The organism is Pseudomonas pudica (genome assembly GCF_015680405.1).
Classification (GTDB): domain Bacteria; phylum Pseudomonadota; class Gammaproteobacteria; order Pseudomonadales; family Pseudomonadaceae; genus Aquipseudomonas; species Aquipseudomonas pudica.
The window spans coordinates 1-23,709 of record NZ_JADLJS010000058.1; the positions used below are offsets into that span (position 1 = coordinate 1).

A 23,709-nucleotide genomic window follows, 5' to 3' on the forward strand; every position below is an offset into this window, starting at 1 on the left:
CCAGAATTGCATTCGCCTTGATGAAGACTCAAGGCGAATACATGAGCAAAGGGGGCAAAAAGCATTGCCCACAACCATAGAATCTCCCACATTTGATCGGCGTACGCTGCACCTTTGTGGGAGCGGCCTTGTGTCGCGAAAGGGGCGCAGAGCGCCCCCAGCAATCGCCGCTACAACATCTTCTCCAGGCCAACCGCCTTGCTGATCCAGGCATTGAACCGCCGCCACATCCCGCCCGGTTCGGACGTGAGCATGCGCCGCCTGCCATTTTCCTCTGTCACCCATACCATCTGGTTCCCCACCAGCGTCGGTTGGTAGCTCAAGGCCGGGGCCATGCCCTGTACCGCCAGCGCGCGGGTGTACTCAGCCAGCTCCGGACTGTCCACGAGCACCCCGACCTCGGTATTCCACAATACCGAACGCGGGTCGAAGTTGAACGAGCCGATGAAGGTCTTGCGCCGGTCGAACACGATCGCCTTGCTGTGCAAGCTCGAGTCCGAGCTGCCGTGGAAGCTCAAGCTGTGCCGGGCGCTGGGGTCGCCGGGTTGGCGACGCAGCTCGTACAGTTGCACGCCATGCTCCAGCAGCGCCCGCCGATACGGCGCATAGCCGCCATGCACTGCCGGCACGTCGGTAGCCTCAAGCGAGTTGGTCAACAGCTTGACCGAGATGCCCGCGTCGGCGCTGTGGGTCAGGTACAGCAGGCCGGACTCGCCGGGTACGAAGTACGCAGATACCAGGATCAGTTCGTGTTGTACCTTGCTCAAGTCAGGGGCCAGTTGCTGAGTCAGCAGTAGTTGCGGGTCCGGTTCGTCATCGGCCAGCACTTTGCTTGGCGCATCCCACAGCGCCTGGGCATGGGCCCAGATCAGCTCGTTGCGCCACACATCCAGGCGTGGCTGCGACTGGTAGGCCATCAAGCGGTCATACAGGGCTTTGCGCTGGGTCCTGGCTTCGGCCAGCGAGACTTCCAGGCGGTGGCGGCTGGCGCGCAGGTCGCTGGCGTCCGGGTCGCGCCAGAGGAAGTCGGTAATCGGCCGGCTCAGGGCGCTGTTCCAGTATTGGTCGAAGCTGTGACCAAGCTGTTCGGCCACCGGGCCGACGCCCAGCAAGTCGATGTCGGTGAAGTTGAGGTTGGGTTCGGCATCGAAATACTCATCGCCCAGGTTGCGCCCGCCGACGATGGCCATGCTGTTGTCCACCAGGAACAGCTTGTTGTGCATGCGCCGATGCTGACGCGACAGGTTGAAGAGGCGGCCAACCGCACGCGTCACGCCGGTGCTGCGGCCCAGGTGCAGCGGGTTGAACACACGTATCTGAATGTTCGGGTGGGCATCGAGAGTGCCCATGATGACGTCCAGGCCGTCGCTGGTGGTGTCGTCGAGCAGAATGCGCACGCGCACGCCCCGGTCGGCGGCGCGCAGCAGTTCATGCACCAGGGCGCGGGTGCTGAGGCCATCGTGGACGATGTAGTACTGCAGATCGATGCTCGCTTGGGCGTTGCGGATCAGTTCGGCGCGGGCGCGGAACGCCTCGTTGCTGTTGGGCAGCAGGCGAAAGCCCGAGCGGCCACCATAGGGCGCGGCCTGGCGCAGTACCGAGCGGCCGAAGGCCGAGTCTTTGGCGGGTAGCGCCTGGCTGGTTTCGCGGGGCGTGCCGACGCTGGCACAGCCGGCAAGGCCGAGCAGTAGCACCAGCAGCAGAGGCAGAGCTCGCTGGAGTCTCAAGGGTAGATCGTCCTGTGCAGCAAAGGCTTGATAGGTTGGACCGTGGCGGGCAGCGCAAAGTTACGCGCCGGCGGTTTCTTCATCCAGTAGACGAAGGGCGGTTTCACCCACCTTGCGCACGGCGACTTCGATCTGCGGCGTCGGCCGCGCGGCGAAGTTCATGCGTAGGCAGTGGCGGAACTTGCCCGACGCCGAGAAGATGCTGCCCACGGCAACCTGCACGTCCTGCTCCAGTAAAGCCCGGTTCAGGCGCAGCGTATCGAAATGTTCAGGTAATTCCACCCATAGCATGAAGCCACCTTGCGGCCGGCTGACCCGGGTGCCCGCCGGGAAGTAGCGAGTCACCCAGTCGCTCATCAGGTCGCGGCCACGCTGGTACTGGTTGCGCATGCGCCGCACGTGGGGTTGGTAGTGCCCGCCGGCGATGAAGTCGGCAATGGCCAACTGCGGCTGACTGGCCGTGCTGCCGGTACTGATGTACTTCATGTGCAGCACCCGCTCCAGATAACGACCGGGCGCGACCCAGCCTATTCGCAGGCCGGGGGCGAGGGTCTTGGAGAACGAACTGCAAAGCAGCACGCGGCCGTCGTCGTCAAACGACTTGAGAGTGCGTGGGCGCGGGTAGGTGTAGGCCAGGTCGCCGTATACATCATCTTCGAGTATCGCCACGTCGTAGCGCTGGGCCAGGCTCAGCAGGGCCTTCTTGCGGGCCTCGGGCATGATGTAGCCGAGCGGGTTGTTGCAGCTGGGGGTGATCTGGATGAGCTTGATCGGCCACTGCTCCAGGGCCAGTTCCAGCGCCTCGAGGCTGATGCCGGTGACCGGGTCGGTGGGGATTTCCAGGGCTTTCATGCCCAGGCCCTTGAGGGTCTGCATGGCGCCGTGGAAGCTGGGGGAGTCGACAGCGACGATATCGCCCGGTTCGCATACCGCGCGGATGCTGCATGACAGCGCCTCATGGCAGCCGGTGGTTATCACCAGGTCGCCCGGGCCCAGGCGGCAGCCGGAGTCGAGCATCAGCCGGGCCACCTGTTCGCGCAGGGCCAGGTTGCCGTGGATGTTGTCGTAGTACAGGCCGGGCATGTCCTGCCGCCTGCTCAGCTGGGCGAGGCTGCGCAGCAGTGGCTTGAGGGTGGGGCTGTCGATGTCGGGCATACCGCGGCCTAGCTGGATCACTCCTTGGCGTGGGGTGCTGCGCACCAGTTCCAGCACCTGCTCCCATTGCGAGATGTCCACCGGGCGCTGGGCCGGGCGGCTGACGGCGGGCAGGGCCGGCAGGTGACGGTGGTCGTTGACGAAGTAGCCGGACTTGGGCCTGGGCGAGACCATGCCGCTGTCTTCCAGCATGCGGTAGGCCTGCTGCACGGTGCTCAGGCTGACCCCGTGCTCGACGCTCAGGGCGCGCACTGACGGCAGGCGCTGGCCGGGGCGGTAGAGGCCCTGTTCAATGCGCGCACCGAGCAGTTCGGCAAGGTTCAGGTAAAGGGTCACGGCATACTCCTTCGCTGCAATAGCGTGGCGACCAGTACAGTTGCGCCGAAAATACAGCATTCAGTAGGCCTGCGGCCAATTCTGTATGGGAATAATAAGGCTGTATTGGATCTGTATTGCGGGTAATGCCGAAGCGCATGCTTTCTTCACGGTATCAACTGAACGAGAGGATGCGGTGATGGGTGGCATGAGCGATGTGCGCTTGCAACTGTTGGCCAAGGAACTGGAAGCCGGGCAGCAAGCAAAGGTGTTCAACGCGCCGGAAGGTTTGGGGCGTTGGGGGCTGATGCTGCATCGCTGGCACACCCGCAGGGCGCTGCTGCAGTTGACCGATGACGAGTTGCGCGATATCGGGCTGAGCTGGGAGCAGGCCCGGACCGAGGGGCGTAAGCCCTTCTGGAAAGATTGATGCGATCGTTGTGGGAGTGGCCTTGTGTCGCGAAAGGGCCGCACAGCGGCCCCAGGATATTTGCATCGCTGCATAAATTGCCGGGGCTGCTTCGCAGCCCTTTCGCGACGCAAGGCCGCTCCCACAAGGGGCAGTGCGCAGCTTTCAGATCAGCTCCTTCAGGCGATGCCACAGCATCCCCAGCGCCAGCAGCGGCGAGCGCAGGTGCTTGCCGCCGGGGAAGGTGATGTGCGGCACCTTGGCAAACAGGTCGAACCGCCCGCTTTCCTGGCCGCTGATGGCTTCGCCGAGCAGACGCGCAGCCAGGTGGGTGGCGTTGAGCCCATGGCCGGAGTATGCCTGGGCGTAATACACGTTCGGCTGGCTGGCCAGGCGGCCAACCTGCGGCAGGCGGTTGGCACCGATGCCGATCATGCCGCCCCACTGGTAGTCGATGCGCACGTCGGCCAGTTGCGGGAAAACCTTGAGCATCTTTGGCCGCATGTAGGCAGCGATGTCCTTCGGGTCGCGGCCTGAATAGTGGCAGGCACCGCCGAACAACAGGCGCTGGTCGGCGGACAGGCGGTAATAGTCCAGTGCCACGCGCTGGTCACACACCGCCATGTTCTGCGGCAGCAGTGAATGGGCACGCTCCTCGCCCAGCGGCTCGGTGGCGATGATGTAGCTGCCGGCTGGCAGCACTTTGCCGCCCAGTTCGCGGTTGAGGTCGTTGTGGTAGGCGTTGCAGCACAGCACCAGGGTCTTGGCACGTACCCGGCCCTGGGCGGTGTGCACCTGTAATTCCGGGCCGTAGTCGATGCGTGTGACCTCGGACTGCTCGAACAGCTTCACGCCCAGGCGGCTGGCCACGGCAGCCTCACCCAGAGCCAGGTTGAGCGGGTGCAGGTGCCCGGAGCCCATGTCGACCAGCCCGCCGACATAGCAGTCGGCGCCGACCACGCTGTGGATATCGTCCTTGCCGACCAGGCGCAGTTCATGTGCGTAGCCGAGGCCGCGCAGTTCTTCGGCATCCTCCGCAAAGCCCAGCAGTTCGGCGGGTTTGTTGGCCAGGTCGCAGTAACCCCAGGTGAGGTCGCAGGCGATGGCATGCCTTTCGACCCGCTCGCGGACGATCTGCACGGCTTCCAGGCCCATCAGTTTAAGGCTGCGCACGCCTTCCTCGCCGATGACCGGGAGGAACTGTTCCAGGCCGTGGCCGACGCCACGGATCAGTTGCCCACCATTGCGCCCGCTGGCGCCCCAAGCGAGCTTGCGCGCCTCCAGCAGGATGACCGAGAAGCCGCGCTCGGCCAGTTCGATGGCGGTGTTCAGGCCGGAGTAACCGCCGCCTACGATGCACACGTCGGCGCTGTGCTCGCCTTGCAGGAAGGAGTGGTCGGGGTGTGGCGCGCTGCTGGCGGCGTAATAGGAGGCGGCATGCTGCGCGCTGTGGATCATTGGGCAGGTCCTGAGGCTGGTGGGCTGAGGGGGAGGAGGATAAGCCGGGGCTTTGGGGAGGGGCAACCGGCCTCATCGCCGGCAAGCCAGCTCCCACAGGGTCCGCGTGGCACTTGAGACCGGCGGTGTACCTGTGGGAGCCGGCTTGCCGGCGATTGGCCCTATAATCCAACCTCAGCTCTCAAACTTGTACCTTGCCATGTCCTGCAACCGCCACAAGATCCACTTCCTGCGCGAACTCATCCCTTCCTTCGAGTGCGAGCCCGGCTGCCACGACTGCTGCGGCCCGGTCACAACTTCGGCGGAAGAAATGGCCCGTCTGCCGCGCAAGTCCCAGGCCGAGCAGGACGCCGCCCTGGAGCGCCTGGACTGTGTGCACCTGGGCCCCAACGGCTGCACGGTGTATGAAGAACGCCCGATGATCTGCCGCCTGTTCGGCACCACCCCGCGGCTGGCCTGCCCGCGTGGCCGTGGCCCTGAACAGATGATCGAACCCGCTGCCGAGCAGCTGGTCCACCAGTTCATTGCCACCACCCGCCAGGTGCTGGTCTGACTCAGTCCGGGATCGGCAGGCAAAGGCTCTCCTTCACCTCTTCCATCACGATGTAGCTCTTCGATTCGCGCACGTGCGGCAGCTTCAGCAGGATGTCGCCGAGCAGCTTGCGGTACGAGGCCATCTCGGAAATACGCGCCTTCACCAGGTAATCGAAGTCGCCTGAAACCAGGTGGCATTCCAGCACGTGGGGCAGCTTCAGAACAGCGCGGCGGAACTCCTCGAAGGTGTCGCCCGATTTGTAGTCCAGGCTGATTTCCACGAACACCAGCAGGCTGCCCTTGAGGTGCTGCGGGTTCAGGCGGGCGTTGTAGCCCATGATGATGCCCTCGCGCTCCAGGCGGCGGACCCGCTCGGTGCAAGGGGTGGTGGAAAGCCCGACTTTCTCGCCCAGTTCGGTGAAGGAAATACGCCCGTCATTCTGCAGGATACGCAGGATGTTACGGTCGATCTTGTCCAGTTCACGCTTGCTCTGGTGCTGGGTTCTCATAGGGGATGCCCCTCCGTGAAAGGCGATTTTGCCGAGAATTCTCGCCAATAATAGGCTTTTATATAGTGAATTGCACTGCGTTCAAATTCCTATACTGCGCGCATTCATGCCATTTCAATAAAAGTCTGCGGCGCGCCGCGTGCGAGGGATAAAACGATGCGAGTTCTGGTACTTGGTAGCGGTGTGATCGGAACCGCCAGTGCCTACTATCTGGCCCGGCAAGGTTTCGAAGTGACGGTGGTCGATCGCCAGCCGGCGGTGGCCATGGAAACCAGCTTTGCCAACGCAGGCCAGATCTCGCCCGGCTATGCCTCGCCCTGGGCCGCCCCAGGCGTGCCGCTGAAGGCCATCAAATGGTTGCTGGAACGCCACGCGCCTCTGGCCATCAAGCTCACCGGCGACGTCGACCAGTACCTGTGGATGGCACAGATGCTGCGCAACTGCACCGCCAGCCGTTACGCGGTGAACAAGGAGCGCATGGTGCGACTGTCCGAGTACAGCCGTGACTGCCTCGACGAGCTGCGCGCCGAAACCGGTATTGCCTACGAAAACCGCAGCCTGGGGACTACCCAGCTGTTCCGTACTCAAGCCCAGGTAGATGCCGCAGCCAAGGACATTGCCGTGCTGGAACAGTCCGGCGTGCCTTACGAGCTGCTCGACCGCGACGGCATTGTCCGCGTCGAGCCGGCCCTGGCTGGCGTCAAGGACATCCTGGCCGGCGCCCTGCGCCTGCCCAACGACCAGACTGGCGACTGCCAGCTGTTCACCACCAAGCTTGCCGAAATGGCCGTGAAGCTGGGTGTGGAGTTCCGTTTCGGTCAGGACATCCAGCGCTTGGACTTTGCGGGTGACCGCATCAATGGCGTGTGGATCGATGGCAAGCTGGAAACCGCCGACCGTTACGTGCTGGCGCTGGGCAGCTACTCGCCGCAGATGCTCAAGCCGCTGGGCATCAAGGCCCCGGTGTACCCGCTGAAGGGGTACTCGCTGACCGTGCCGATCACCAACGGCGACATGGCCCCGACCTCGACCATTCTCGACGAGACCTACAAGGTCGCCATCACCCGTTTCGACAACCGCATCCGCGTCGGCGGCATGGCTGAAATCGCCGGTTTTGACCTGTCGCTGAACCCGCGTCGGCGCGAAACGCTGGAGATGATCGTCAACGACCTTTATCCTCGCGGCGGTGACCTGAGCCAGGCCAGCTTCTGGACCGGCCTGCGCCCGGCTACCCCGGACGGCACGCCGATCGTTGGTGCCACGGCGTTCCGCAACCTGTTCCTGAACACCGGTCACGGTACTTTGGGCTGGACCATGGCGTGCGGCTCCGGTCGCCTGCTGGCCGACCTGATTGCGCGCAAGAAGCCGCAGATCAGTGCCGAAGGCCTGGACATTTCCCGTTATGGCAACAGCCCGGAAGTGGCCAAGCACGGGCAGACTGCGCCGGCTCACCAGCAGTAATAGCCTGCACCGGCCTCTTCGCGGCTAAAGCCGCTCCCACAGGGATCGCATGTGCTTGGGCATTGTGCGGTCCCCTGTGGGGGCGACTTTAGCCGCGAAGACCCCAACACCGTTTTCAACCTGTGAACCACCATAAGGCAGCCGCCATGCGTCCCGCCCGCGCTCTGATCGACCTTCAGGCCCTGCGCCACAACTACCGTCTGGCCCGTGAACTGACCGGTGCCAAAGCCCTCGCCGTGATCAAGGCCGACGCCTACGGTCACGGCGCCGTGCGCTGCGCCCTGGCCCTGGAGGCCGAAGCCGACGGCTTTGCCGTGGCCTGCATCGAAGAAGCGTTGGAGCTGCGCGCCGCCGGTATCAAGGCCCCGGTACTGCTGCTGGAAGGCTTCTTCGAAGCCAGCGAACTGGCCCTGATCGCCGAGCACGACCTGTGGTGCGTGGTGCACTCGCTGTGGCAACTGGAAGCGATCGAAAAGACCCAGCTGCACAAGCCGCTCACCGTCTGGCTCAAGCTCGACAGCGGCATGCACCGCGTCGGCCTGCACCCCAAGGATTACCACGAGGCCTACCAGCGCCTGCTGGCCAGCGGCAAGGTCGCGCGCATCGTGCTGATGAGCCACTTCGCTCGCGCCGACGAACTGGAGGCCGACGCTACCGCCCAGCAGATTGCCGTGTTCGAGGCCGCTCGCCAGGGCCTGGCCGCCGAGTGCAGCCTGCGCAACTCTCCCGGTGTGCTGGGCTGGCCGCAGGCCCCCAGCGACTGGGTGCGCCCGGGCCTGATGCTGTACGGCGCCACTCCGTTCGAAGTGGCCCAGGCCGAGGCCGAGCGCTTGCAACCGGTGATGACCCTGCAATCGCGGGTGATCAGCGTGCGCGAGCTGCCTGCCGGCGAGCCGGTGGGCTATGGCGCCAAGTTCGTCAGCCCAAGGCCAACCCGCGTTGGCGTGGTCGCCATGGGCTATGCCGATGGCTACCCACGCCAGGCGCCCAACGGTACCCCGGTACTGGTCGCCGGCAAGCGCGCCCAACTGATCGGCCGAGTGTCGATGGACATGCTCAGTATCGACCTGACCGATGTGCCGGAAGCCACCGTAGGCAGTCCGGTCGAACTGTGGGGCAAGCATGTGCTGGCCAGTGAAGTGGCGGCGCACGCGGGTACCATTCCGTACCAGATTTTCTGCAACCTGAAGCGGGTACCTCGGGACTACGTCGGCGAATGACACGCTGAAGCGGACAGGTTGAGGGGCGGTGTGTTGTAAATACTGAACGGCATTGCCATGATATCGTTCACATCCACCCCCCTTTCCACCGTTTCAGGAGGCTCCAGCTTTGGACGTCGGCGAACGACTGCAAGCCATCCGCAAGCTCAAGGGCCTGTCCCAGCGTGAACTCGCCAAGCGTGCCGGCGTGACCAACAGCACCATCTCGATGATCGAGAAGAACAGCGTGAGCCCGTCGATCAGCTCGCTGCGCAAGGTGCTGAGCGGCATTCCCATGTCCATGGTCGAGTTCTTTTCGGTCGAACTGGAACCTGAAAGCCCCACGCAGATCGTTTACAAGGCCCATGAGCTGATCGACATCTCCGACGGTGCGGTGACCATGAAGCTGGTCGGCAAGTCGCACCCCAACCGTGCCATCGCCTTTCTCACCGAGGTGTATCCACCGGGTGCCGATACGGGGGCCGAAATGCTTACCCACGACGGCGAAGAAACCGGCATCCTGCTTGAAGGCCGCCTTGAGCTGGTGGTCGGCAACGAGATCTTCATCCTTGAAGAGGGTGACAGCTACTACTTCGAAAGCACCCGCCCGCACCGCTTTCGCAACCCGTTCGACCGGCCGGCGCGGCTGATCAGTGCGGCGACGCCTTCAAACTTTTGATCCAGCGCAGTGCATTGATTCGGCAATACCCCTTTCCTGTGTGGGGTCGTTTCACGGCCTCTGGGTTCCCGCTATACTTTTCAACGCTCGCCAATCCGTGGCCGCGAGCGTGATTAGCCACCATGAGGGTGTTCGCGTGAACCAAATCAAGAAGATGCTGGCCGTACCAGCAGCCGTATTCGCCCTCTGGGCAATGAGCGCAACCGCTGCGACCAACGATGACATCGCCAAGCGCCTGGAGCCGGTTGGCCAGGTGTGCGTCCAGGGCCAAGAGTGCAAGGGCATGGAAGTGGCCGCCGCCGCAGGTGGCGGTGGTGCCAAGACGCCGGACGAGATCATCGCCAAGCACTGCAATGCCTGCCATGGCTCCGGCCTGCTCGGCGCACCGAAGATTGGCGATACCGCGGCGTGGAAGGAACGCGCCGACCACCAGGGCGGCCTGGACGGCATCCTGGCCAAGGCCATTACCGGCATCAACGCCATGCCACCGAAAGGCACCTGCGCGGACTGCTCGGATGACGACCTGAAAGGGGCGATCAAGAAGATGTCCGGGCTGTGAGAAACAGCTGAATTGCATGAGGCCCGCCATTGATGGCGGGCTTTGTTTTTGTGGTGCCTGTACCGGCCCTTTCGCGGCTAAAGCCGCTCCAACCACCCCTTCAAGCATCACCATACAAGCGGCTTTAGCCGCAAACGGGCCGGCACAGGCAACCAACCCACCTAAGCCCATGTCCAACCCCTGAACCCATGGATGTCTCAGGAGGCCCCGATGCACCTCTGCTCCATCGACCAGGCCGTCGAGCAAGTCCTGTCGCGCCTGCCAGCCCACATCCACATGGGCCTGCCGCTGGGCCTGGGCAAGCCCAACGCCTTCGTCAATGCGCTTTACACTCGCATCCGCGATCTGCCTGAACGGCAGCTGACCATCTACACGGCCCTGTCCCTCGGCCGCCCGCCACTGGGTGACGGTTTGCAACGGCGCTTTCTCGAACCCTTTGTCGACCGCGTTTTTGCCGACTACGAAGAACTCGCCTACCTCACCGACCTGCGCAACGACTCGTTGCCATCCAACGTTCGCGTCGAGCAGTTCTTCATGCAGCCCGGCAGCCTGCTGCACAGCGCGTCGGCCCAGCAGAGCTACATCAGCAGCAACTACAGCCACGCCGCACGCGACATCAACTCCAAGGGCCTGAACCTGATCGCGCAGCTGGTGGCCGCCACCCCCGAGAGGCCGGTGCACCTGAGCCTGGCCTGCAACCCCGACATCACCCTCGACCTGCTGCCAATGATCGCCAAGCGTCGCGCCGCCGGCGAGACCATCCTCATGCTCGGCCAGGTGCATGCCGAGCTGCCTTACATGCCGGGTGACGCCGAGCTACCCATCGATACGTTCGACCTGCTGATCGATACAGCCGAGCAACGCCGCCTGTTCTCCACGCCGAACATGCCGGTCAACACCCAGGACCACTGCATTGGCCTGCACGCCAGCAGCCTGGTTCGCGACGGCGGCACGCTACAGATCGGCATTGGTGCCATGGGCGATGCGGTAGCTGCCGCATTGCTGGCGCGCCAGGGTGACAACGCTGGTTATCGTGCCGTGCTCGACGCGCTGGGTGCTGGCTCGTGGCAAGCGCTGATCGAACGGGAAGGGGGGGTGGACACCTTCGCCCAAGGCTTGTACGGCTGCAGCGAGATGTTCGTCAACGGCCTGCTGGCGCTGGCCGAAGCGGGCCTGTTGCGGCGCCCGGCGGACGAGCAGGGGGCGGCAGTGCTGCATGGCGGTTTCTTCCTCGGCCCCCAAGCGTTCTACCAGCGCTTGCGCGACATGCCGCTGGAGCAACGTGCACGGTTTGCCATGACGCGTATCAGCTTCATCAACGAGCTGTATGGGCAGGAGGAGCTCAAGCGCCGCCAACGCCGTGATGCGCGCTTCATCAACACTGTATTCGGCATGACCCTGCTCGGCGCCGGGGTGGCCGACCAGCTGGAGGATGGTCGGGTACTCAGTGGCGTGGGCGGACAATACAACTTCGTCGCCCAGGGCCATGCGCTGGAGAGTGGGCGTTCGATCCTGCTGCTGCGCAGCTGGCGTGAGGCGGGTGGGGAGGTGACCTCGAACCTGTTCTGGAACTATGGCCATTGCACCATCCCCCGGCACCTGCGCGATATCGTTGTGACCGAGTACGGCATTGCCGACCTGCGTGGGCAGACCGACAGCGAGGTGATTGCGCGGTTGCTGGCGGTATGTGATTCGCGGTTCCAGCAGGGGCTGATCGAGCAGGCAAAGGACGCCGGCAAGCTGGCCAAAGATTTTCAACTGGAGGCGTGCTTTGCCGACAATACGCCGCAGCGGCTGGAGGCAATCCGGGCGCGGCACTCGCGGTTTTTCCCGGAGTATCCGCTGGGCACGGACTTTACGGCTGAGGAGCGGGATTTGCTGCGGGCACTGAACTGGTTGAAGAGCAAGTTCAAGCTGAGCGAGCTATTGGAGCTGGGCAAGGCAGCGCTGGATGCGCCGGGGCCAGAGGGCTATGCGAGGCACCTTGCGCGGATGCAGCTGGACCAGCCGCAGGGGCTGAAGGAAGACCTTTACCAGCGGTTGCTGCTGGCTGGGTTGGCGGCAACCGGATGAGTTGCCGGGGCTGCTTTGCAGCCATCGCCGGCAAGCCAGCTCCCACAGGTACTGCGCAAGGCTTGGGTCCTGTGAGTTCCCTGTGGGAGCTGGCTTGCCGGCGATAGGGCCGCTACAGGCTTACTCGATGAAGGTAACCACACCACCTTCCAGCGACTTCACCCGGGCCAGGGACTCAACGCGATAGCCCTGGCTGTCCAGCTCGGCACGGCCGCCCTGGAACGACTTCTCGATCACGATACCCAGGCCGGCCACGGTGGCGCCGGCCTGCTTGATGATCGAGATCAGTGCCTGCGACGCCTTGCCGTTGGCCAGGAAGTCGTCGATCACCAGCACGCGGTCGCTGCTGTTCAGGTGACGCGGCGAGATGGCCACGGTGTTCTCGGTCTGCTTGGTGAAGGAATACACCGAGGCGGTCAGCAGGTTCTCGGTGAGGGTCAGCGACTGGTGCTTGCGAGCGAAGATCACCGGCACGCCCAGTTTCAGGCCAGTCATCACCGCCGGGGCAATGCCCGAGGCTTCGATGGTGACGATCTTGGTCACGCCCGCGTCGGCGAACAGGCGGGCGAACTCGTCACCGATCAGCTGCATCAGCGCAGGGTCGATCTGGTGGTTGAGAAACGCATCGACTTTGAGAACCTGATCGGAAAGCACGATGCCTTCTTCGCGAATCTTCTGATGCAGTGCTTCCACTGTGGTATTCCTCGATGTAACAAAGGTCGCCGCAAATAGCGGCAAAGTTAGAGAGTAATGGTTGATCAGCGTTTGAGCATTGCCCGGATATCGGCCAGGGCGTTGTTGCCGCGTGCGGCCTTTACCTCGACCGGCGCATCGTCCAGGCCTTCCCAGGCCAGGTCTTCCGGTGGCAGTTCGTCGAGGAACCGGCTGGGCGTGCAGTCGATGATTTCACCGTACTGCTTGCGCTTGGCGGCGAAAGTGAAGGCGAGGGTCTGGCGCGCGCGGGTGATGCCCACGTAGGCCAGGCGGCGTTCCTCCTCGATGGTGTCGGCCTCGATGCTGGAACGGTGCGGGAGGATTTCCTCTTCCATGCCCATGATGAACACGTAGGGGAATTCCAGGCCCTTGGAGGCATGCAGGGTCATCATCTGCACACCTTCGGCGTTCTCTTCCTCTTCCTGCTGGCGCTCGAGCATGTCGCGCAGTACCAGCTTGCCGATGGCGTCCTCGATGGTCATGTCACCCTCTTCGTCCTTCTCGAGGGTGTTCTTCAGCGCTTCGACCAGGAACCAGACGTTGCTGATGCGGAACTCGGCAGCCTTGTCGCTGGCAGTCTGCTGGCGGATCCAGTTCTCGTAGTCGATGTCGCGGATCATCTCGTGCAGCGCGGCAATCGGGTCTTCCAGGGCAACCTTTTGGCGCACCCCGTCCAGCCAGTGCTTGAAGCGCTGCAAACGCTCGGTATAGCGGGCGTCCAGATGCTCGCCCAGGCCAAGCTCCTCGCTGGCGGCGTACATCGAAATGCCACGCTCGGTGGCGTAGTTGCCGAGTTTTTCCAGGGTGGTGGAGCCGATTTCACGGCGCGGTACGTTGATCACCCGCAGGTAGGCGTTGTCATCGTCCGGGTTCACCAGCAGGCGCAGGTAGGCCATCAGGTCCTTGACCTCCTGGCGGCCGAAGAAGCTGTTGCCACCCGACAGGCGATACGGCACCTGGTGGTGCTGCAGCTTCAGTTCGATCAGCTTGGCCTGGTAGTTGCCGCGATAGAGGATGGCGAAGTCGCTGTACGGGCGGTTGGTGCGCAGGTGCAGGGTGAGGATTTCCATGGCCACGCGTTCGGCCTCGGCTTCCTCGTTCTTGCAGCGGATGACGCGGATTTCGTCGCCCACGCCCATCTCGCTCCACAGCTGCTTCTCGAACGCGTGCGGGTTGTTGGCGATCAGCACGTTGGCGCAGCGCAGGATGCGGCTGGTGGAGCGGTAGTTCTGCTCCAGCATCACCACTTTCAGGGAGGGGTAGTCCTCCTTGAGCAGCATCAGGTTTTCCGGCCGGGCGCCACGCCAGGCATAGATCGATTGGTCGTCGTCACCCACCACGGTGAACTGGTTGCGCATGCCGATCAGCATCTTCACCAGCAGGTACTGGCTGGCGTTGGTGTCCTGGTATTCGTCCACCAGCAGGTAGCGCACGCGGTTCTGCCAGCGCTCCAGCACATCGGGGTGCGCCTGGAACAGCTTGACCGGCAGCAGGATCAGGTCGTCGAAATCCACCGCGTTGAACGCCTTGAGCGTGCGCTGGTAGTGGGTGTAGACGATGGCGGCGGTCTGCTCGCGCGGGTTGCGCGCCTTCTCCAGGGCCTCGGTGGGCAGGATCAGGTCGTTCTTCCAGGCACCGATCATGTTCTTGATCTCGTCGATGCCGTCGTCGCCGGAGTATTCCTTCTGCATGATGTCCGACAGCAACGCCTTGATGTCGGACTCGTCGAAGATCGAGAAACCTGGCTTGTAGCCCAGGCGCTCGTGCTCCTTGCGGATGATGTTCAGGCCCAGGTTGTGGAACGTGCACACCGTCAGGCCTCGCCCTTCCCCCGGGCGCAGCAGGGTGCCGACCCGCTCCTTCATCTCGCGCGCGGCCTTGTTGGTGAAGGTCATCGCCACGATGTACTGGGCACGGATGCCGCAGTTCTGGATGAGGTGGGCAATCTTGCGCGTGATCACGCTGGTCTTGCCCGAGCCTGCACCAGCGAGCACCAAAAGAGGGCCGCCGACATAGTCACGGGCTTCCTGCTGCCGGGGATTGAGTCGGGACATGCTAGAAACCGGGGGTCGCCAGAAAATAGCCGCGCATTCTAACAGGCATGGGGCGTTTGTGGCGCGACCGTCTGACGTCTGAGTCAAATATGTAAACGGGATTTGCCGGCTGGCGCAGTTTCGCGCAGGATGCACGACAAAATACGTCGGGATGCTACACCCGTAAAAACATGTATTAAATTGAAAATCATTTTCATTAATGCAGTAGCATACCCGCCAGTTTCCGTTGCACCGTGAAGCCCTAAGGAGCCCGCTTGTCCACGCCTGTCGAACCATTGCGTTTGCTGCTGTTGGCCGATGAGCCGGAATGGGGGGCGCTGCTGCGCGAGTGCACGCCTGGCCTGGGTGGCAGCGCCGTACTGCTGACGGCGCCGAACTGGGAGTCGGTCGACAGCCTGTTCAACCAGGACCGCCAGGCTGTCGTGCTGGCAACCCCGGCCCTGCAGCCCGCGCCCGGGCGCTGCGAGTTGCCGACCATCCTGCTGCTCGACCACGAGCCCCAGCTAGCGCCCACCGCTGTCAGCGACTGGCTGGTGCGTGACCAGCTCAATGCCGACACATTGCGCCGCTCGCTGCGCCATGTGCGCGAGCGCGGCGTGCTGGTGGCGACCTTGCAGCGCCTGGCCGAGCAGGACCCGCTGACCGGCATCGCCAACCGCCAGGGCTTCCAGGCCTTGCTGACCGCGCGCCTGGCCGAGAATGACGGCCGTGGCCTTGCCCTCGGCCACCTGGACCTGGACAACTTCCGCCACGTCAACGACGCCCTCGGCCACCAGAGTGGCGACCGCCTGATCCTGCAGGTGGTGGCGCGCCTGAAACAGCAACTGGAGGCGGGCGACCAGCTGGCGCGCCTGGGCAGCGACGAGTTCGCCCTGCTGATCGACACCCGACGCGACCCCAATCGTGCCGAATCGATTGCCGAGCGGATTGTCGAGGCGTTGGCCGAACCCTACTGGATCGACGGCGAAAGCCTGCTGCTGGGCTGCAGCCTGGGCCTGGCCCATGCTCGCGCTCAGGGTGGTGCAGACCCGCTGATGTGGCACGCGCACATCGCCATGCGCCAGGCCAAGGGCAGCCAGGGTTGCACGTTCCATGTGTTCAACGAACGCATCAACCGTAACGCCCGCAGCCTTGCCGACCTGGAAAGCGAACTGCGCCGCGCCCTGCGCCGGGACGAGTTGGAGCTGCATTACCAGCCGCGGTTGAACCTGGCCGACGGGCGCATCGTCGGCCTCGAGGCGCTGGTGCGCTGGCGGCATGCCGAGCGCGGCCTGTTGCCGCCAAGCGAGTTCGTGCCGCTGGCCGAGCAGAGCGGCCTGATCGTCCCGCTGGGCTACTGGGTGATTTCCCGTGCCCTGCGCGACATGCAGGCGCTGTGCGAGCGCGGCCTGGAGCCGCTGCACATGGCGGTCAACCTGAGCTTCCGCCAGTTCCAGGACAGTCAGCTGTTGGCGACCTTGAGCCGCCTGATTCTCGAACATGGCGTGGATGCTCGCTGGCTGGAGTTCGAACTGACCGAAACGGCGGTGATGCGCCGCAACGAACTGGTGCGCCAGACCATGGACGCCCTGGGGCGACTGGGCGTGCGCTTTTCGCTCGATGATTTCGGTACCGGGTTTTCTTCGTTCGTGCACCTCAACAGCCTGCCGATCACCTTGCTCAAGGTGGACCGCAGCTTTGTCGCGGAAATGGAAATGCGCGAGGAGAACCGCAAGCTGGTGCACGCCATGATCAACCTGGCGCACAACCTCAACCTGGAGGTGGTGGCCGAAGGGGTGGAGAGCGAAGAGCAGATGGCGTTGCTGCGCGGGTTTGGCTGTGACCAGGTTCAAGGCTTCCTGGTCAGCAAGCCGCTGCCGGTGGGGGAACTGATGGAGTTTTTGCTGCAGGCGACCGGCGGCCAGTTGGGCGCGGCCCTTTAGGGCCTCTTCGCGGGTGAACCCGCTCCCAAAGGCTTTGCACAAGTTTCAGACTCTGCGCATTCCCTGTGGGAGCGGGTTTACCCGCGAAGAGGCCCGCAAGTCAGGCCGAAGCCGCCGCCGCGCCACCAATCCCGGCCTTGCCCAAGAGCCGCTTCATGCGCCACTCAAAGCCAAAGGTCAGTGCCACCGCTGCGCACGCCAGCCCCAACGCCAGCCCCCACCACACCCCGACCGCGCCACCGCCCAGGGTAAAGGTGAACAGCCAGGCGCTCGGCGCCCCCACCAGCCAGTAGCAGACCAGGCCGATCAGGAAGGTGGTCTTGGCATCCTTCAGCCCACGGATCGAGCCCATCGCGATCGTCTGCATGCCATCGAACAGCTCGAACCACGCAGCCACCATCAGCAACTGCACCGCCAGCTGGAAGATCGCCGCAAATGCCGGGTCGTCACGGTCGATGAACAGCCCCACCAGAGCATCGGGCAGCAGCCAGAACAGCGCGGCGAAGGCAAACATGATCATCGCCCCGAAGCCGATGCCCACCCGCCCGGCGCTGCGTGCCGCCAGCAGGTTGCCAGCGCCGTAGTACAGCCCCACGCGCATGGTCACCGCATACGACAACCCGGTCGGCACCATGAACGCCGTGGAGACGATCTGCAGGGCGATCTGGTGCGCCGCCAGCTCGGTGCTGCCCAGCACGCCCATGCACAGCGCGGCAAAGGCGAACAGGCCGACTTCCACCATGTAGGTGCCGCCAATCGGCAGGCCCAGCCGCCACAGCTCGCGCAGGGCCGGCAACGACGGGCGCGACAGGCCCTTGCGCAGTGGGTAGGCGGCATAGGCCGGGTGCCAGCGGATATAGAGCGCCAAGGCGATGGCCATGCCCATCGACACCACTGCGGTGACCAGGCCGATGCCCATCAGGCCCAGCTTGGGCAGGCCGAACATGCCTTCGATCAGTGCCACGTTGAACAGGTAGTTGAGCACCGTGCCGACCAGGCTGATGACCATCACCGGGGTCGAGCGGCCCAGCGCGCTGGTAAAGCCGCGCAAGGCCATGAAAGTCAGGTAGCCGGGCAGGGCCAGTGGCAGCAGGGTGAGGAATTCGGCGGCCGAGGCAACGTTCTCGGGCTTTTGCCCGAACAGCAGCAGTACCGGCTCCAGGTTCCACAGCACGAGCGCAGCGAACAGCGCCAGGCCCCAGGCCAGCCACAGGCCACCCTGCGCCAGGCGGGTGGCGCCCTCGATGTCGTTGGCGCCCTTGCGAATGGCTACCAGGGTGCCGACCGCAGCGATCACGCCAAGGCAGAAGATCGACACGAACGAGTAACTCGCCGCGCCCAGGCCGCCGCCAGCCAAGGCTTGCGGGCTGATGCGGGCCATCATCAGGGTATCGGTCAGCACCATCAGCATGTGCGCCAACTGCGAGGCGATCAGCGGCCCGGCCAGGCGCAGCAAAGCCTTGAGTTCTGTGGTGGGCGCGACATGCATGGGGCAGTCCTTTTCCTAGGGTGATCAACGAAGGGCGATTCTGAGGCTTTGGTCAACTTTGCACAAAAGGATAAAAGCGATCATTGGCATGAGTCTGACTCATGTATATATGCTTTCCGGTGATTCATTTCACAGCCCCGTATGGCAGGTGCCTCATGTCCCGTCAGCTCCCCCCGCTGTATGCCCTGCGCGCATTCGAAGCCGCCGCGCGGCTGAGCTCCTTCACCCGTGCCGGCGAAGAGCTGTCTATTACCCAGAGCGCGGTCAGCCGGCATATCCGCACGCTGGAGGAGCATTTTGCCTGCCGCCTGTTCGTCCGCAGCGGCCGCAGCCTGCAACTGACCGAAGCCGCGCGGGTGTTGCTGCCCGGTGTGCGTGAAGGCTTTGCCGCGCTGGAGCGGGCTTGCGATACCTTGCGCGGTGAGGATGACATCCTGCGCATGAAGGCCCCCTCGACCCTGACCATGCGCTGGTTGCTGGCGCGCCTTAGCCGCTTTCGCCATTTGCAGCCTGGCAACGAGGTGCAGCTGACCAGCGCCTGGATGGATGTCGACCATGTGGACTTCAACCAGGAGCCGTTCGATTGCGCGGTGTTGCTCAGCGACGGGGTGTTCCCGCCGGAATGGGAAGTGCGCAAGTTGTTCCCGGAGCTGCTGATCCCCGTGGGTGCGCCAGACCTGCTCGACGAGGAGCCCTGGGACGAGCGCCGGCTGGCCTGCATAGAGCTGCTGCATCCCACGGTGGACAAACGCGACTGGCGAGAATGGTTGGAGCGCATGGGGCTGAGTGACAAGGTTTCGCTCAAGGGCGGGCAGGTGTTCGACACCCTGGAGCTGGGCATGATTGCCGCGGCGCGTGGCTATGGCATTTCCATGGGTGATTTGCTGATGGTGGCCGAGGATGTGGCGCAGGGGCGCTTGAGCCTGCCTTGGCCGACGGCGGTGCCCAGCGGGATGGATTATTACCTGGTGTGGCCGCGCACTCGGCCAGGGGGCGAGCGGTTGCGGCGTTTGAGCGCGTTTCTGGAAGAGGAGGTGGCGGCGATGGATTTGCCGGATGTGCAGATCCTGCCGCCCCTCTGATTGCCTGTACCGGCCTTCTTCGCGGGCTTGCCCGCTCCCACAGGTTTGGGAGCAACTGTCTGTGTTGCCTGCCCTGGCCTCATCGCCGGCAAGCCAGCTCCCACAGGGACTGCATTTGCCTCAGGCTCGCTGCGATACTGTGGGAGCTGGCTTGCCGGCGATAGGGCCGCGAAGCGGCCCCTGCGATCTACAGCCTTACATCGAGCCCAGGTTCAAAGCCTGTGCACACGCCTGCAGCGACCGACGCTCGCTCTGCGCATACAACGCCAGCTCATCCTGCACCTGCAGCCCAAGCGCTGCTTCAAATGCATCGCGGTTGGCGTTGCTGCCGTACTCGGCCTGCGCATCGTCACCGAGGTTGGACTGGAAGATCCCCGCCGCGCTCACCGGCAGGAAGTCCTCGTACACCAACGCCTCGAAGTGCACATGGCCAGCCTCGATCAGCCCTTCCAATGTGGTTGGGCGGCCGTCCTGGTCGCGCGCAGCCAAGCCTTTCTCGGTGGCGAAGTAGCGGAAGTAGGCCAGCCCCTGTTCACGCATCTGTGCCAGGTCATCCGGGAATTCGGCAAAGGTGTCCTTCAGCAACGCCATGTAGCGTTCGGCATTGGCCTCGGCCGGGGCGCCACCCAGGGCGGCGCGGGTGGCGTCGAGCAGCTTGTCGTACAGCTGGCGACCTTTCGGCGTCAGCGCCGCGCCGCGTTGCTCGATTTCGCCGAAGCGTGCGGTATGGCTGCCTTCGCTGCCCTGCTGGTCGCTGAACGCTACCTTTTCCTGCAGGGCCTTGAAGCTGGTCTGGCGCAACAGGATCGGGTGACGACGGGTGGGCGGGCCTTCGACCACGGCCTTTGGCGGGATGCCCTTGGCCGGCATGCCGAGCTGGATTGCATCGATGTCCAGGGTGCGCGGGGTCAGGTGGTTGATGTGCGGGCCCTTGAAGGCCACCACATCGGCGATCAGGCGGTGCTGGTCGTGCAACTGCTGGTACTGCTCGGCAGTGACGGTAGCGTCATGGTGCCAGCGGAACGTGTGCAGCGCTTCATGCACGAACGCATCGGCATCGGCGGCGTTCAGGCCACCATCGCGCTCGCATTGGGCGATCAGCTCGAGGGCGCGGGTGGTGAAGATCTGGCGCTTGGCCAGGATGCTTTCTGCCAGCTCGCGCAGTTGCGGGTTGTCGATCAGTTCCAGGCGCAGCAGCGAGGTGAACACGCGGAACGGGCTGACGTGCAGCGACTGCTCGTGCACCGCGCGGAAGGCGGTGGAATGCACCGGCACACCGGCGGAACTGAGGTCGTAGTAGCCGACCGGCTGCATGCCCATGACCGCGAACAACCGGGCGATGGTGGCCAGCTCTGCGGCGGTGCCGACACGGATGGCACCGTGGCGCTCCTGATCCAGGCGCTCGATTTCGCCGGTCCAGCGCAGGGCCTCGGCAACCTCGGGTTGCTGGGCCATGACCTGCTGGTTGATTTCGCTCACCAGCTCCAGCAGCGTGCCGTAAAGGGGCACTTCCTGTTTGTACATGAGCGACATGGCGGCAGAGAACTGCGCGCGGATGCTGTCGGGGCTGACGAAATCGTGGGCGGGCATCGCTAGCTTCCTGGTTGGGTTCGGACGCTTACATGAAAGCTGGGAATGCACTTTGCTCACAAGCGAAAAAAAGTGAGTGTGTCATTCCTTTTTTGATCGACCTCAAGGGCCCTTTCGCGGGTACCTCACAGGGCCCAGGCCTTGCGCGATACCTGTGGGAGCGGGTTCACCCGCGAAGAGGCCCTCAAGCCTGAAGCTGCTCACGAATCCATTCCACCAACGCCCTGACCTTGGGCACTTCCGCCGCATGCTCGGCATACGCCAGGTAATGCGCCCCGGCACTGCGCATCGCATGGTTCCACGGCACCACCAAACTGCCCTCGGCCAGCTCTTTCGCCGCCAGGTAGCGCGGCACCAACGCCACCCCGCACCCGGCCTGCGCTGCGCTCAAGGCCATGTAGAAGGTATCGAAGCGCGGCCCGTGATAGGCGCTGACGCTCTGCAATCCCAACTCCAGGAACCACTCGTGCCAGGCCTCGGGCCGCGAGGTGCTTTGCAGCAACACCAGGTCCGCCAGCTCCCCGGCATCATTCAGTTCACGCCCGGCCAGCAACTCCGGCGCGCACACCGGCACCACCTCCTCACCGAACAGCTCCACGCAGGTGGCCCCCGGCCAGGTGCCCTGGCCATAGAAGAACACCACGTCCGCCGAGCCCTGCAGCAGCGCGAATGGCTCCATCTCGTTGCGGATGTCCAGGTGGATGTTGCTGTGGCGCTTGCCAAAGCCCTTGAGGTGCGGGATCAACCAGCGCACACCAAAACTCGGCTGAGTGGCTACCTTCAATATCTCGGTCTGTTCGCCGTAGGTGAGCACGTAGCGGCTGGACATATCCACCTGGGTGAGGATCTTGTTGACCTCGGCCAGGTACAAGCTGCCCGCGGGCGTCAGCTGCAGGCGGCGGCGGATACGCAGGAACAGGTGGTGGCGCAGCATGTCTTCAAGCTGCGCCACCTGCTTGCTGACCGCGCTCTGGGTCAGGTGCAGCTCTTCGGCGGCACGGGTAAAGCTCAAATGGCGGGCTGCAGCTTCGAAGCACTGCAGGGCGGTCATGGAGGGCACCAGGCGTTTGGACATAGCGGTCTCTGCGGCTCAAATCATTACCTGACGGAATGATATGCGGAATAAAGGTCGTTTGTTGCACCGGTGTGATCGGATTAATACTGATCCACATCATTTTTCCACCCCATCACCCGATGTAGGAGATGCACAAATGGTTGCTGGACTGCTCGAGCGCCTTGGCGTTGCTGCCGAGGCTTACACCCAGGGCGACTACCCTGTTCACACGCCGATCGACGGCAGCCAGATCGCCTCGGTGAAACTGCTCGGCAAGGCCGAGACCATCGCCCGCATCGATCAGGCCCAGAGCGCCTTCGAAGCCTGGCGCAGCGTGCCGGCCCCGCGCCGCGGCGAGCTGGTGCGCCTGTTCGGCGAAGTGCTGCGTGAGCACAAGGCCGACCTCGGCGAGCTGGTTTCGATCGAAGCCGGCAAGATCACCCAGGAAGGCCTGGGCGAAGTGCAGGAAATGATCGACATCTGTGACTTCGCCGTTGGCCTGTCGCGCCAGCTGTACGGCCTGACCATCGCTTCCGAACGCCCTGGCCACCACATGCGTGAAACCTGGCACCCGCTGGGCGTGGTTGGCGTTATCAGCGCCTTCAACTTCCCGGTCGCAGTCTGGGCCTGGAACACCGCCCTGGCCCTGGTCGCCGGTAACTCGGTGGTATGGAAACCGTCCGAGAAGACCCCGCTGACCGCCCTGGCCTGCCAGGCGCTGTTCGAAAAGGCCCTGAAAGCCTTTGGTGATGCCCCGGCTGGCCTGGCACAACTGGTGATCGGCGGCCGTGAAGCCGGCGAAGCCATGGTCGACGACCCGCGCGTACCGCTGGTCAGCGCCACGGGCAGCACCCGCATGGGTCGCGAAGTCGGCCCACGTGTGGCTGCCCGCTTCGGCCGCAGCATCCTCGAGCTGGGTGGTAACAACGCCATGATCCTGGCCCCGAGCGCCGACCTCGACCTGGCCGTGCGTGGCATCCTGTTCTCCGCAGTCGGCACCGCCGGCCAGCGTTGCACCACCCTGCGCCGCCTGATCGTGCACCGTTCGATCAAGGACGAAGTGGTTGCCCGCGTCAAAGCCGCCTACGGCAAGGTGCGCATCGGTGACCCACGCAAGGACAACCTGGTGGGCCCGCTGATCGACAAGCAGTCGTTCGATGCCATGCAGGGCGCGCTGGCCAAGGCCCGCGACGAAGGTGGCCAGGTATTTGGTGGCGAGCGTCAGCTGGCCGACCAGTACCCGAACGCCTACTACGTATCGCCTGCCATCGCCGAAATGCCGGCGCAGAGCGACGTGGTGCGCCACGAAACCTTCGCCCCGATCCTGTACGTGCTGGCCTACGACGACTTCGAAGAGGCCCTGCGCCTGAACAACGAAGTGCCACAAGGTCTGTCGTCGTGCATCTTCACCACCGACATCCGTGAAGCCGAACGCTTCCAGAGCGCCTCGGGCAGCGACTGCGGCATCGCCAACGTCAACATCGGCACCAGCGGCGCCGAGATCGGCGGTGCGTTCGGTGGCGAGAAGGAAACTGGCGGTGGCCGTGAGTCCGGTTCGGATGCCTGGAAAGGCTACATGCGTCGCCAGACCAACACCGTGAACTACTCGCGCGAGCTGCCGCTTGCGCAGGGTATCGTGTTCGACTGATGTCCGCAGGCGGGGGCTTTGCCCCCGTTTCGCCGGCAAGCCAGCTCCCACAGGGATCGTAATCTGTGGGAGCTGGCT

Annotated in this window: 19 protein-coding genes; 10 read left to right on the forward strand and 9 right to left on the reverse strand. The window is 64.0% G+C overall.

From position 1 onward, the window contains the following. Positions 1-170: 170 nt before the first annotated feature. Both IRZ77_RS24310 and IRZ77_RS24315 read right to left on the reverse strand, forming a co-directional pair. A complete protein-coding gene (locus tag IRZ77_RS24310; RefSeq protein ID WP_046613687.1) occupies positions 171-1,727 on the reverse strand; it encodes a phospholipase D family protein in 1,557 nt (518 codons plus the stop codon). 60 nt (positions 1,728-1,787) lie between these two features. Beyond that, entirely contained in the window at positions 1,788-3,218 is a 1,431-nt protein-coding gene (locus tag IRZ77_RS24315; RefSeq protein WP_196174538.1) for an aminotransferase-like domain-containing protein, read from the reverse strand. 178 nt (positions 3,219-3,396) lie between these two features. On the opposite strand from IRZ77_RS24315, the gene IRZ77_RS24320 reads away from it, so the two are divergent. Continuing rightward, positions 3,397-3,627, forward strand: a complete 231-nt coding sequence (locus IRZ77_RS24320) for a DUF1127 domain-containing protein (RefSeq protein WP_039612328.1) — start codon at positions 3,397-3,399, stop codon at positions 3,625-3,627. 144 nt (positions 3,628-3,771) lie between these two features. On the opposite strand, the gene IRZ77_RS24325 is transcribed toward IRZ77_RS24320, so the two are convergent. Continuing rightward, positions 3,772-5,064 (reverse strand): NAD(P)/FAD-dependent oxidoreductase, encoded by a 1,293-nt coding sequence (locus tag IRZ77_RS24325; RefSeq protein WP_046613685.1) that lies wholly within the window; start codon positions 5,062-5,064, stop codon positions 3,772-3,774. 199 nt (positions 5,065-5,263) lie between these two features. On the opposite strand from IRZ77_RS24325, the gene IRZ77_RS24330 reads away from it, so the two are divergent. Then, a complete protein-coding gene (locus tag IRZ77_RS24330; protein ID WP_013974780.1) occupies positions 5,264-5,617 on the forward strand; it encodes a YkgJ family cysteine cluster protein in 354 nt (117 codons plus the stop codon). A 1-nt stretch (position 5,618) separates the two neighbouring features. Here the strand turns inward: IRZ77_RS24330 and dadR are convergent, their stop codons facing one another. Continuing rightward, a complete protein-coding gene (gene dadR / locus IRZ77_RS24335; protein ID WP_003258963.1) occupies positions 5,619-6,107 on the reverse strand; it encodes a transcriptional regulator DadR in 489 nt (162 codons plus the stop codon). Positions 6,108-6,263: 156 nt separating this feature from the next. On the opposite strand from dadR, the gene dadA reads away from it, so the two are divergent. The 5 genes from dadA (at position 6,264) to IRZ77_RS24360 (ending at position 12,078) form a co-directional block, all read left to right on the forward strand. Further along, on the forward strand, positions 6,264-7,568 hold the full coding sequence (gene dadA, locus IRZ77_RS24340) for a D-amino acid dehydrogenase (protein WP_046613683.1): 1,305 nt from the start codon (positions 6,264-6,266) through the stop codon (positions 7,566-7,568). A 146-nt stretch (positions 7,569-7,714) separates the two neighbouring features. After that, the gene (gene alr / locus IRZ77_RS24345; RefSeq protein WP_046613682.1) at positions 7,715-8,788 is read left to right on the forward strand and encodes an alanine racemase; all 1,074 of its coding nucleotides are present in this window, start codon (positions 7,715-7,717) and stop codon (positions 8,786-8,788) included. A 109-nt stretch (positions 8,789-8,897) separates the two neighbouring features. Further along, complete coding sequence (locus IRZ77_RS24350; RefSeq protein WP_013974777.1) at positions 8,898-9,446, forward strand: cupin domain-containing protein; 549 nt, start codon at positions 8,898-8,900, stop codon at positions 9,444-9,446. A gap of 154 nt (positions 9,447-9,600) precedes the next feature. Next, positions 9,601-10,005: a c-type cytochrome gene (locus IRZ77_RS24355; protein WP_038408395.1), complete on the forward strand. Its 405-nt coding sequence runs from the start codon at positions 9,601-9,603 to the stop codon at positions 10,003-10,005. Positions 10,006-10,215: 210 nt separating this feature from the next. Beyond that, positions 10,216-12,078 (forward strand): acetyl-CoA hydrolase/transferase family protein, encoded by a 1,863-nt coding sequence (locus IRZ77_RS24360; RefSeq protein ID WP_196174539.1) that lies wholly within the window; start codon positions 10,216-10,218, stop codon positions 12,076-12,078. 120 nt (positions 12,079-12,198) lie between these two features. On the opposite strand, the gene IRZ77_RS24365 is transcribed toward IRZ77_RS24360, so the two are convergent. After that, positions 12,199-12,771, reverse strand: coding sequence for a xanthine phosphoribosyltransferase (locus IRZ77_RS24365; protein ID WP_009683322.1), 573 nt, complete (start codon positions 12,769-12,771; stop codon positions 12,199-12,201). A 65-nt stretch (positions 12,772-12,836) separates the two neighbouring features. After that, positions 12,837-14,846: a DNA helicase Rep gene (rep, locus tag IRZ77_RS24370; protein ID WP_196174540.1), complete on the reverse strand. Its 2,010-nt coding sequence runs from the start codon at positions 14,844-14,846 to the stop codon at positions 12,837-12,839. A gap of 254 nt (positions 14,847-15,100) precedes the next feature. Here rep and IRZ77_RS24375 point away from each other — a divergent pair, with 254 nt between their 5' ends. Next, positions 15,101-16,768 carry a putative bifunctional diguanylate cyclase/phosphodiesterase gene (locus tag IRZ77_RS24375; protein ID WP_196174541.1) on the forward strand — a complete coding sequence of 556 codons (1,668 nt, stop codon included), beginning with the start codon at positions 15,101-15,103 and terminating at the stop codon, positions 16,766-16,768. 100 nt (positions 16,769-16,868) lie between these two features. On the opposite strand, the gene IRZ77_RS24380 is transcribed toward IRZ77_RS24375, so the two are convergent. After that, a complete protein-coding gene (locus IRZ77_RS24380; RefSeq protein ID WP_085601133.1) occupies positions 16,869-18,257 on the reverse strand; it encodes a NorM family multidrug efflux MATE transporter in 1,389 nt (462 codons plus the stop codon). Between the two features lie 155 nt (positions 18,258-18,412). Between IRZ77_RS24380 and IRZ77_RS24385 the strand changes: the two genes are divergently transcribed. Next, a complete protein-coding gene (locus IRZ77_RS24385) occupies positions 18,413-19,339 on the forward strand; it encodes a LysR substrate-binding domain-containing protein (protein ID WP_046613677.1) in 927 nt (308 codons plus the stop codon). A gap of 195 nt (positions 19,340-19,534) precedes the next feature. Here the strand turns inward: IRZ77_RS24385 and hglS are convergent, their stop codons facing one another. Together hglS and IRZ77_RS24395 are read right to left on the reverse strand one after the other, a co-directional pair. Next, entirely contained in the window at positions 19,535-20,929 is a 1,395-nt protein-coding gene (gene hglS, locus IRZ77_RS24390; protein ID WP_046613676.1) for a 2-oxoadipate dioxygenase/decarboxylase HglS, read from the reverse strand. A gap of 184 nt (positions 20,930-21,113) precedes the next feature. After that, positions 21,114-22,004 carry a LysR family transcriptional regulator gene (locus IRZ77_RS24395; protein ID WP_046613675.1) on the reverse strand — a complete coding sequence of 297 codons (891 nt, stop codon included), beginning with the start codon at positions 22,002-22,004 and terminating at the stop codon, positions 21,114-21,116. 136 nt (positions 22,005-22,140) lie between these two features. On the opposite strand from IRZ77_RS24395, the gene amaB reads away from it, so the two are divergent. Beyond that, the gene (gene amaB / locus IRZ77_RS24400; RefSeq protein ID WP_003253547.1) at positions 22,141-23,631 is read left to right on the forward strand and encodes an L-piperidine-6-carboxylate dehydrogenase; all 1,491 of its coding nucleotides are present in this window, start codon (positions 22,141-22,143) and stop codon (positions 23,629-23,631) included. Positions 23,632-23,709: the final 78 nt, after the last annotated feature.

Excerpts from the sequence above, each read along its gene's own strand:
- IRZ77_RS24330 (WP_013974780.1), top strand. The coding sequence starts at position 5,264 with ATGTCCTGCAACCGCCACAAGATCCACTTCCTGCGCGAACTCATCCCT.
- dadA (WP_046613683.1), top strand. The coding sequence starts at position 6,264 with ATGCGAGTTCTGGTACTTGGTAGCGGTGTGATCGGAACCGCCAGTGCC.
- IRZ77_RS24380 (WP_085601133.1), bottom strand. The coding sequence starts at position 18,257 with ATGCATGTCGCGCCCACCACAGAACTCAAGGCTTTGCTGCGCCTGGCC.
- alr (WP_046613682.1), top strand. The coding sequence starts at position 7,715 with ATGCGTCCCGCCCGCGCTCTGATCGACCTTCAGGCCCTGCGCCACAAC.
- amaB (WP_003253547.1), top strand. The coding sequence starts at position 22,141 with ATGGTTGCTGGACTGCTCGAGCGCCTTGGCGTTGCTGCCGAGGCTTAC.
- IRZ77_RS24355 (WP_038408395.1), top strand. The coding sequence starts at position 9,601 with ATGCTGGCCGTACCAGCAGCCGTATTCGCCCTCTGGGCAATGAGCGCA.
- IRZ77_RS24395 (WP_046613675.1), bottom strand. The coding sequence starts at position 22,004 with ATGTCCAAACGCCTGGTGCCCTCCATGACCGCCCTGCAGTGCTTCGAA.
- IRZ77_RS24360 (WP_196174539.1), top strand. The coding sequence starts at position 10,216 with ATGCACCTCTGCTCCATCGACCAGGCCGTCGAGCAAGTCCTGTCGCGC.
- hglS (WP_046613676.1), bottom strand. The coding sequence starts at position 20,929 with ATGCCCGCCCACGATTTCGTCAGCCCCGACAGCATCCGCGCGCAGTTC.
- IRZ77_RS24385 (WP_046613677.1), top strand. The coding sequence starts at position 18,413 with ATGTCCCGTCAGCTCCCCCCGCTGTATGCCCTGCGCGCATTCGAAGCC.
- dadR (WP_003258963.1), bottom strand. The coding sequence starts at position 6,107 with ATGAGAACCCAGCACCAGAGCAAGCGTGAACTGGACAAGATCGACCGT.
- IRZ77_RS24320 (WP_039612328.1), top strand. The coding sequence starts at position 3,397 with ATGGGTGGCATGAGCGATGTGCGCTTGCAACTGTTGGCCAAGGAACTG.
- IRZ77_RS24325 (WP_046613685.1), bottom strand. The coding sequence starts at position 5,064 with ATGATCCACAGCGCGCAGCATGCCGCCTCCTATTACGCCGCCAGCAGC.
- rep (WP_196174540.1), bottom strand. The coding sequence starts at position 14,846 with ATGTCCCGACTCAATCCCCGGCAGCAGGAAGCCCGTGACTATGTCGGC.